This is a genomic window from Acidovorax sp. GW101-3H11 (assembly GCF_001633105.1).
In the GTDB taxonomy this organism is placed as follows: domain Bacteria; phylum Pseudomonadota; class Gammaproteobacteria; order Burkholderiales; family Burkholderiaceae_C; genus Acidovorax.
Map to the genome: position 1 here is coordinate 1 of NZ_LUKZ01000035.1, position 7,917 is coordinate 7,917.

General features: G+C 66.9%; 7 protein-coding genes. 4 read left to right on the plus strand and 3 right to left on the minus strand.

The features are described 5' to 3' along the window. Positions 1-297: 297 nt before the first annotated feature. Positions 298-1,191, minus strand: a complete 894-nt coding sequence (locus A1D30_RS23280) for an AraC family transcriptional regulator (RefSeq protein WP_063463114.1) — start codon at positions 1,189-1,191, stop codon at positions 298-300. A gap of 147 nt (positions 1,192-1,338) precedes the next feature. Here A1D30_RS23280 and A1D30_RS23285 point away from each other — a divergent pair, with 147 nt between their 5' ends. After that, positions 1,339-1,902 carry a peroxidase-related enzyme gene (locus tag A1D30_RS23285; RefSeq protein WP_063463204.1) on the plus strand — a complete coding sequence of 188 codons (564 nt, stop codon included), beginning with the start codon at positions 1,339-1,341 and terminating at the stop codon, positions 1,900-1,902. 25 nt (positions 1,903-1,927) lie between these two features. On the opposite strand, the gene A1D30_RS23290 is transcribed toward A1D30_RS23285, so the two are convergent. Beyond that, positions 1,928-2,854 (minus strand): LysR substrate-binding domain-containing protein, encoded by a 927-nt coding sequence (locus A1D30_RS23290; protein WP_063463205.1) that lies wholly within the window; start codon positions 2,852-2,854, stop codon positions 1,928-1,930. A gap of 133 nt (positions 2,855-2,987) precedes the next feature. On the opposite strand from A1D30_RS23290, the gene A1D30_RS23295 reads away from it, so the two are divergent. The 3 genes from A1D30_RS23295 to A1D30_RS25730 all read left to right on the plus strand — a co-directional run bounded on the left by A1D30_RS23295 (position 2,988) and on the right by A1D30_RS25730 (position 5,647). Next, positions 2,988-3,647 carry a pyridoxamine 5'-phosphate oxidase family protein gene (locus A1D30_RS23295; RefSeq protein WP_242422017.1) on the plus strand — a complete coding sequence of 220 codons (660 nt, stop codon included), beginning with the start codon at positions 2,988-2,990 and terminating at the stop codon, positions 3,645-3,647. A gap of 261 nt (positions 3,648-3,908) precedes the next feature. Beyond that, positions 3,909-4,664, plus strand: a complete 756-nt coding sequence (locus A1D30_RS23300) for a sulfite exporter TauE/SafE family protein (protein WP_063463115.1) — start codon at positions 3,909-3,911, stop codon at positions 4,662-4,664. A gap of 662 nt (positions 4,665-5,326) precedes the next feature. Then, positions 5,327-5,647 carry a hypothetical protein gene (locus A1D30_RS25730; protein ID WP_131798529.1) on the plus strand — a complete coding sequence of 107 codons (321 nt, stop codon included), beginning with the start codon at positions 5,327-5,329 and terminating at the stop codon, positions 5,645-5,647. A gap of 132 nt (positions 5,648-5,779) precedes the next feature. Here the strand turns inward: A1D30_RS25730 and A1D30_RS23305 are convergent, their stop codons facing one another. After that, entirely contained in the window at positions 5,780-7,624 is a 1,845-nt protein-coding gene (locus A1D30_RS23305) for a gamma-glutamyltransferase family protein (protein WP_199866040.1), read from the minus strand. Positions 7,625-7,917 lie beyond the last annotated feature (293 nt).

The window sequence follows — 7,917 nt, forward strand, 5'->3', positions numbered from 1 at the left end:
CCAACGTCCCCAACGTCCCCAACGTCCCCAACGTCCCCAGCGCCCCCAACGTCCCCAGCGCCCCCAACGTCCCCAGCGCCCCCAAGGTCCCCAGCGCCCCCAACGTCCCCAGCGCCCCCCAGCGCGCCGGGCTGTTGCTCCCTCTCCCCTTGTGGGAGAGGGCGGGGGAGAGGGGTGTTTTGCGGGCGCAGCGCTTGTTCGCCCCCTCTCCCCGACCCTCTCCCGCGAGGGGAGAGGGAGTTTGGGGCAGGTTGTTTGCCAGGCGCCGCGCCAAAGATCCCCCGCCAGCCAAGCGCCTCAAGATTCCGCATTCACAGCATCCAGCCAGGCCCGCACCGACACCCCCAGCTTCTGCGCAAACACCCGTGACAGCGCCGACGGGTTGGCATAGCCCAGCTCGTTGGCAATCGACTTCAACGACCGGCCACTGCGCAAATGTGCCTGCGCCAGCGTCAGCCGCCAGTGCACCAGGTAGTCGGCCGGGGTCTCGCCCACCACGGCCTTGAAGCGGGCCGCAAACGCGCTGCGCGACAGGCCTGCCTGCTGTGCCATCTGCTCCAGGCTCCAGGCCTGGCCGGGCGCCTCGTGCAGGGCCGTGAGGGTGCGCGACAGGTGCGGGTCGGCCAGGCCGGTCAGCAGGCCCGGCGGCATCTGCGCCTGCTGCGGGTGGTCCAGCAGCCAGCGCAGCAACTGCAGCAGCACCACCTCAAACAAACGGTCGGCCAGCACGCGGTGGCCGCAGCGCAGGCGGTCGGTTTCGGCAAACAGCAGGTCCAGCGACTGCTGCAGTCCGTCCACTGCACCCAGCGGCAGTACCACCAGCGGGGGCAGGGCGCGGGCCAGCGGGTGGCTGGCACCGCCGTCAAAGTCCAGCGCGGCGCAGGTGAAGTCCGAGCCCTCGGTGGGTGCGTTGTGGAAGAAGTGCTCCAGCGGCCGCGCATAGAACAGCAGGCTGGGCTCGCTCACCTCCAGCCGCTCGGGCGAGCCCGCCTGGGGCTGGTGCGTGACCACCATCTCGCCCCGGCGCAGCACATGCAAAAAGCCCCGGCCCGGCGCCGCCGCAAAGTGCGTCACGCCACACAGCGGCCCGTGGTGGAACAGGTGCGCCCGCACCCGAAACCGCTCCAGCAGCGGCGACAGGCGATCGAGCGGCGCGGGGCTTGGTGTGGGCTGTGGACCGTTGGAAGGCATGGTTTTGGATGAATTGGTATGAATGATGGATTTTATGTGCCCAATGGTACGACTTGGCGCAAGACACTGAAGGGGTGCTGTGCATCCGCAGTACCCGGCGCCCTAGTGCCGGATCTCCAACGTTTCACCACCTGCAAGGAAATCACCATGTCCGACCATTCCTCCACCGCCCGCGTTGCTTTGGTAGACCGCACCGCCGCCAGCGGTCCGGCGCGTGCGCTGCTGGACCAGATCCACGGCGCCTTTGGCACCACGCCCAACATGTTCCGCGCCGTGGCCAACTCGCCCGCTGCGCTGCAAAGCATGTGGGCCGCCTTTGGCGCGCTGGGCGGCGGCGTGGTAGACGCGGCCCTGGGCGAGCAGATCGCCGTGGCCGTGGCCAACCGCAATGCCTGCGACTACTGCCTGGCCGCCCACACCGCGCTGGGCCGCAAGGCGGGCGTGAGCGGCGACGCGCTGGCCGCCGCGCAGTCGGGCGAATCTGCCGACCCGCACACGGCGGCCGTGCTGCGTTTTGCGCTGCAGCTCGTCAACCAGCGCGGCCAGGTGGATGCCGCCGACGTGCAGGCACTGCGCGACCAGGGCCTGAGCGACGAGCACATCGTCGAAGTCGTGGCCCACGTGGCCCTCAACCTGTTCACCAACTATGTGAATGTGGCGCTGGCCGTGCCGGTGGATTTCCCCGGCGTCAAGCTGCGCCCGGCGCGCTGACGCCGGTGGCGGCTGGGCTTGTGGGTCAAGCGGCCGCAGCCTGCAATTGCTGCTCCAGCCAATCGGCAAAGCGCTGCGCCTGCGGCGACGCATGGGGCGCCAGGCCGTAGTAGTGGCGCGCAAGCGGCAGGGCCAGGTCGGGCAGTGGGCACACCAGGCGGCCCGCTGCCAGGTCGTGGGCCACCAGCGTGGCGGGCACCAGCGCACAACCCAGCCCGTCCAACGCCGCCTGCACCACAAAGTGCAGGTGATCAAACTGCAGCTGGCTGGCCGGCTGCAGCCGGGGCACACCGGCCTGCTTTTTCCATTGCTCCCAGTCGCCGCTGCGCGAGCGCGACCACAGCAGCACATGCGCCGCCAGGTCGCGCGGCGCCAGCACCGGGTGGGTGGCCCACAGCGCGGGCGTGCCGACCACCAGGGCCTGGTCGTGCAAAAAGGGCTGGGGCGCCACCGACGGCGGCCAGCCCGCCAGCCCCCGGCGTATCGCCACATCAAACGGCTCGCTCGCCTGCTCGGGCGCCACGGTGCTGGTGACCACATTGGGCGCAATGCCCGGGCACTGCGCCACAAAACCCGGCAGGCGGGGGATAAGCCAGCGCACCGCAAACGAGGGGCGCACATTGATGGTCACGGTGTGCGCAGCCGCCGGTGCGGCCAGGGCCTGGGCGGCAGCGCCAATCTGCGCCAGGGCGGGCTCCACCTGCACAAAAAACTGCTGGCCCTGCGCCGTGAGCAGCACCTGCCGCACCCGCCGCTCGAACAGCGCCACGCCCAGGTGGTCCTCCAGCGCACGCACCTGGCGGCTGATGGCGCTGTGCGTCACATGCAGCTCGGCCGCCGCACGGGTAAAGCTCAGGTGCCGCGCGGCCGACACAAAGGCACGCACGGCATGCAGCGGGGGCAGGCGCGGTGACGCGTGCTGCGGTGCGTGTGCGGGCGTAGCGGTCGGCATGCGTGCGATTTTGTCACGCATGCTGCGCCGCAATGTCGTTTGTCAGTGGCGGCCCGCGCCCGCAACATCGGGCTGCCGAGAACGCAGCGCATGATGTGTTTTCGGGTCCACCTTCCCCCCTTTTTCATGTTTCATGCAGAAAGACGCCACCGCCATGACCGAGGCCCCCGCACCGACCGACCCGCACGCCATCGACACGCTGCAGCGCCTGGAGGCGCTGCTCGGCCACCCCAGCGACGCATCGCTCAGCAAAGAGGTGGCCTACATCCATCCCGCCTACCGCGCCATGATCGAAGCCGCACCCTTTGCCGTGCTGGCCACCGCTGGCCCCGGTGGGCTCGACGCATCGCCGCGCGGCGACCCGCCCGGTTTTGTGCAGCTGCTGGACGACAAAACCCTGCTGCTGCCCGAGCGGCGCGGCAACAACCGCGCCGACAGCCTGCGCAACATCCTGGCCGACCCACGCGTGGCGCTGCTGTTCCTCATCCCAGGCGTGGGCGAAACCCTGCGCGTCAACGGCCGCGCACGCATCAGCGTGGCACCCGATCTGCTTGCGCGCTTTGTGGTCAATGGCCAGCCGCCCAAGTGCGTGATCGTGGTCGATGTGGAAACCGTCTTCTTCCAGTGCGCCCGCGCCATCCAGCGCTCGCGCCTGTGGAGCGCCGTGCCCCCCGGCACCCCGCGCCCCGTACCCACACCGGGCGCCATCCTCGCGGCCATCACGCAGGGCCAGTTCGACGGCGCCACCTACGACCGCGACCTGCCTGCGCGCCAGCAGGCCACGTTGTATTGAACCTTGCAGCCCGTTGCAGGGGCCTCACTGCTAGGGACCCTCTGCACGAATCAGCGCGCCGTGCGCATCAGCGGCCTCGGGCGGTCTGCCGCGTTGCAAATACTCGCAATAGCTACGGCTATTGCTGCGTTTTGCGCCTTGCAGCCCCTCCCGATCCGCTGCGCTCACTTGGCCAGCGAGATTCGTGCAGAGGATCCCTAGCGCACACAATGGCACCAGGGCGCTGCCAGCACAGCGTGCAACCAACGCAGAGGGAGAGGCATGGATTCCGTTTTGTTGATCGTGGCGGTCGGCGCCGTCGCCGCAGGCTTTGTGCAAGGCCTGTCGGGCTTTGGTTTTGGCATGGTCGCCATGTCGTTCTGGGCCTGGAGCCTGGAGCCCCGCCTGGCGGCGGTGCTCACGGTGTGTGGCGCACTCACCGGCCAGCTGGTGGCCGCCGCCACCGTGCGCCGGGGCTTTGACCGCGTGCGCCTGCTGCCCTTCGTGCTGGGTGGCCTGGCAGGCATCCCCCTCGGCGTGGCCGTGCTGCCCCGCCTGGACATGGACGCCTTCAAGCTCGTGCTGGGCACCCTGCTGGTGCTGTGGTGCCCCGCCATGCTCATGGCCAAACAACTCCCCCGCATCACCCGGGGCGGCCGCGTGGCCGATGCGGTGGTGGGCTTGGCGGGCGGCGTGATGGGCGGCCTGGGCGGCTTTACCGGCGTGCTGCCCACCCTGTGGTGCACCCTGCGCGGGCTCGACAAGGATGTGCAGCGCGCCATCATCCAGAACTTCAACCTGGCCATGCTGCTGGTGACCTTCGCCACCTACCTCGCCACCGGCCTGGTCACCCGCGAGGCCCTGCCCCTGCTGGCCATCGTCGTGCCCGCCATGCTGGTGCCCACCCTGCTGGGCGCCAAGCTCTACCATGGCATCAGCGAGGCGCGGTTCCGGCAAATTGTGCTGGGGATGTTGACGCTGTCGGGGGTGGCGATGCTGGTGGTGGGGTTGCCGAGGGTGCTGGTGAGGTGGGCGTGAGGGCTTGTCTATTGATAGCTGATGGGCCGATGTACGAGCGTTGCAGTGCTTGACCATGTGGCCCCCATACTGGGGTCGATTCACTCAATAGTGCCGCTGTTTTCAGTCATCGGACCTTTCCGAAACGCGATCAAATCGACTGAAACCTGAAAGAGAATAGCCCACCATACTCAATCAATGCGTATGAAATCACCATCAGATCATCCGGACGTAATACCCCACAATCGCCTGCTCAGGGCGGCGAGCATTTGGCTGAGCATTAACTTTTTTCAAGCTATCAGCCAAGTGTCGGGTCTCTCACAGGCGTCAAAAGCCTTGCATGGCGAATGGCACTATGTAGTCGTAATACTTGCCAGCTTCGGGTTCATATCGTTGATGTTTGTGCTCTTCAGTCTGGGGGAGAGGTCTGTGGAGTTCTTGGCGGCAAGGTCAGCTGCGGTTGGGGCCCTCATTGGTCGTGCTCTCGCTGGTGCCCTCGTATCTCTGTGTGTTGCGGCCCCCTTTGTGCAGTGGTGGGCGGTTGGTTATGCGGACCGGTTGCACGATATGCAACCTAGCGTCTGTGTCGAACGGACTCATAACGGCGCTGCGAAGTCGTGCGCTTCGGTCAAGCCAGGCGAGCCATTGCGGACCGCCCAAATCGAACATTCCGAGCGACTCGCATGACTACTTTGATACTTCGCAGAGCAAAGACGGCATGGCAGGACATAGGGCGCAACTACCGTGTCGTCCTTGATGGCCTGGAGGTCGCGCAGGTTGCAAATGGAGAAGAGATTGGAATTGCGGTTAGCGAAGGCAAGCACGTTGTTCAAATGCAGATTGACTGGTGCCAGTCCCCTGCGTTGGAAATTGATGTGGCCACCGGAGAGACACAAATTCTCGAATGCGGGCCGAATGCAAAACCATGGCTTGCGCTCTTGTACGTCACCGTTCTGAGGAGCAAGTATCTTTGGCTCCGGCGTTCAAATCCACCATCCGAATAATCAGGCCGCCGGATCGCCTGTGTTAGCCGCTGAACCCCATCTCCAGCCACGATAAGTTCACTTGGCTGAACGAAGAGCCCGCTCTGCACATGAAAATTTTAGGCAGAGCGCAGGCCGGGTCTCCCAGTCCATTCAATCCCCCATCACCACTCCCTCCCGCCTCGGGTCCGCCCCCCCCATCCACAGCTTCTTCCCATGCGCCTGCCCGCGCGTGATGGCTTGCAACCCACTCGTCATGTTCATCTCGCGCACTTCGGCGCCCCGGGCGCGCAGGGCCTCGACGGTGGCGGGCGGGAAGCGTTTTTCTTCCAGCAGTGTGGGGCCGTTCATGGAGCCGAAGTTGGGCAGGTTGATGGCCTGCTGGGGCATCAGGCCCCAGTTGAGCACGCCGTAGAGCGTCTTGGCGGTGTAGTGGATGATGGCTGCGCCGCCGGGGCTGCCGCCGCTCATCAGCAGCTCGCCGGTGGCCTTGTCGAACACGAGGGTGGGGGCCATGGACGAGCGGGGGCGTTTGCCGGGTTGGACGCGGTTGGCTATCGGCTGGCCTTGGGCGTCGGCGGGGGCGAAGCTGAAGTCGGTGAGTTCGTTGTTCAGCAAGAAGCCTTTGACCATTTGCCGCGCGCCGAACTGGTCTTCGATGGTGGTGGTCATGGCCACGGCGTTGCCGAAGGCATCGACGATGCTGATGTGGCTGGTGCCGTATTCGGGTTGGTCGGGCATGGCTCCGTGGTTGATGCGGATGACGGCGGGGTTGCCTGGCTGGGCGATCTTCATGCTCTGGGGGCCGATGAGCTTGGCGCGCTCGGCCAGGTAGGCGGGCGCGAGCAATCTGCTCCAGCTGCCGCCTGGGGGCTGCACAAAGTCGGGGTCGGCCACGTACAGCGCGCGGTCGGCAAAGGCGAGGCGGGCGGCTTCGGTGTACAGGTGCAGCCAGTCGGCCGATGGGATGCCGTCTTGCAGGGGCTTGGCGGCGGCATCGGTGTTCTTGAGGATGCCCAGGATCTGCCCGATGGCGATGGCGCCCGAGCTGGGTGGCGGGAAGCCGCAGATGCGGTAGTCCTTGGCCTGCACCTGGTAGTCGTGGCACAGGGCTTCGCGCTTTTTGGGCTGGTAGCTGGCCAGGTCGGCCAGGCTGAGCTTGCCGGGGTTGGTGGGGTGTTTTTGCACCTTGTCCACGATGGCCTGGGCGATCTCGCCTTCGTGCAGGGCCTTGCTGCCCTCGGCGGCGATGCGGCGCAGCACTGCGGCCAGCTCGGGGTTGCGCAGGTTGAAGCCCACGTCGCGGGCGTCGCCGTCGGGTTTGTAGAAGTAGGCGGCGGCCACCGGGTCTTTCTTGAGGTGGGCGTCGGCCTTGACCAGGGTGTGGAGCCGCGCGCTGACCTTGAAGCCGCCTTCGGCCAGCGTGATGGCGGGCTGGAACAGCGTGGCCCAGGGCAGCTTGCCGTGCTGCTTGTGCGCCAGCTCCAGCATGCGCACGGTGCCGGGCACACCGACCGAGCGGCCGCCGACCACGCCGTCGTAGAACTGCACGGGCTTGCCGTCGGCGCCGAGGAACAGCTTTTCATCGGCGGCGGCGGGGGCGGTCTCGCGGCCGTCATAGGCCTCCACCGCCTTGCCGTTGCTGTGCAGCAGGAAGGCGCCGCCACCGATGCCGCTCGACTGCGGCTCGACCAGCGTGAGCACCATCTGCACCGCAATGGCCGCATCGACCGCCGAGCCGCCGGCCTTGAGGATCTGGTAGCCCGCGTCGGTCGCCAGCGGGTTGGCGGCGGCCACGGCGAATTTCTCGGTCGCCCAGCCGGGCTTTTCGGTGTAGCCCGACGAGCCTTCGGGCTGGGCGGGCACGGTGTAGGCGAACTGGGAGGGGCTGCTGGCGCAGCCCGCCAGCAGGGCTGCGAGTGCGGCGCAGGCCACCAGGTGGCGCCGTGGCGCCAAGGTGCGGGTGGCTGCAGCGGGGGAGGGCGTGAAGGTGGGCATGGGCTGGTTTCTCCTGGGTGGCAAGAAGTGACAAGCAGAAAGGACGAGCAAGCGAGCGTGCGAGAAGCAGCGGCCATCGTACGGCGCCAGGCGCAGCTTGGGGGTGCAGCGTTACATTGCGCTACAGGCTCCAAATTCAAAGGTTTTTTTGGCTCTCTTCCGTTTCGGGTGGAAAGCCACATTCCCCACCATAGCCATGGTCAGGCCCTTGCTTTTTGCAAAGGACTGCCCGGCAGGTGAGTGAGCTTTCCAGCGATCAGGAACGCCATGGCGATGAAGTGGTCGGTGGTGCC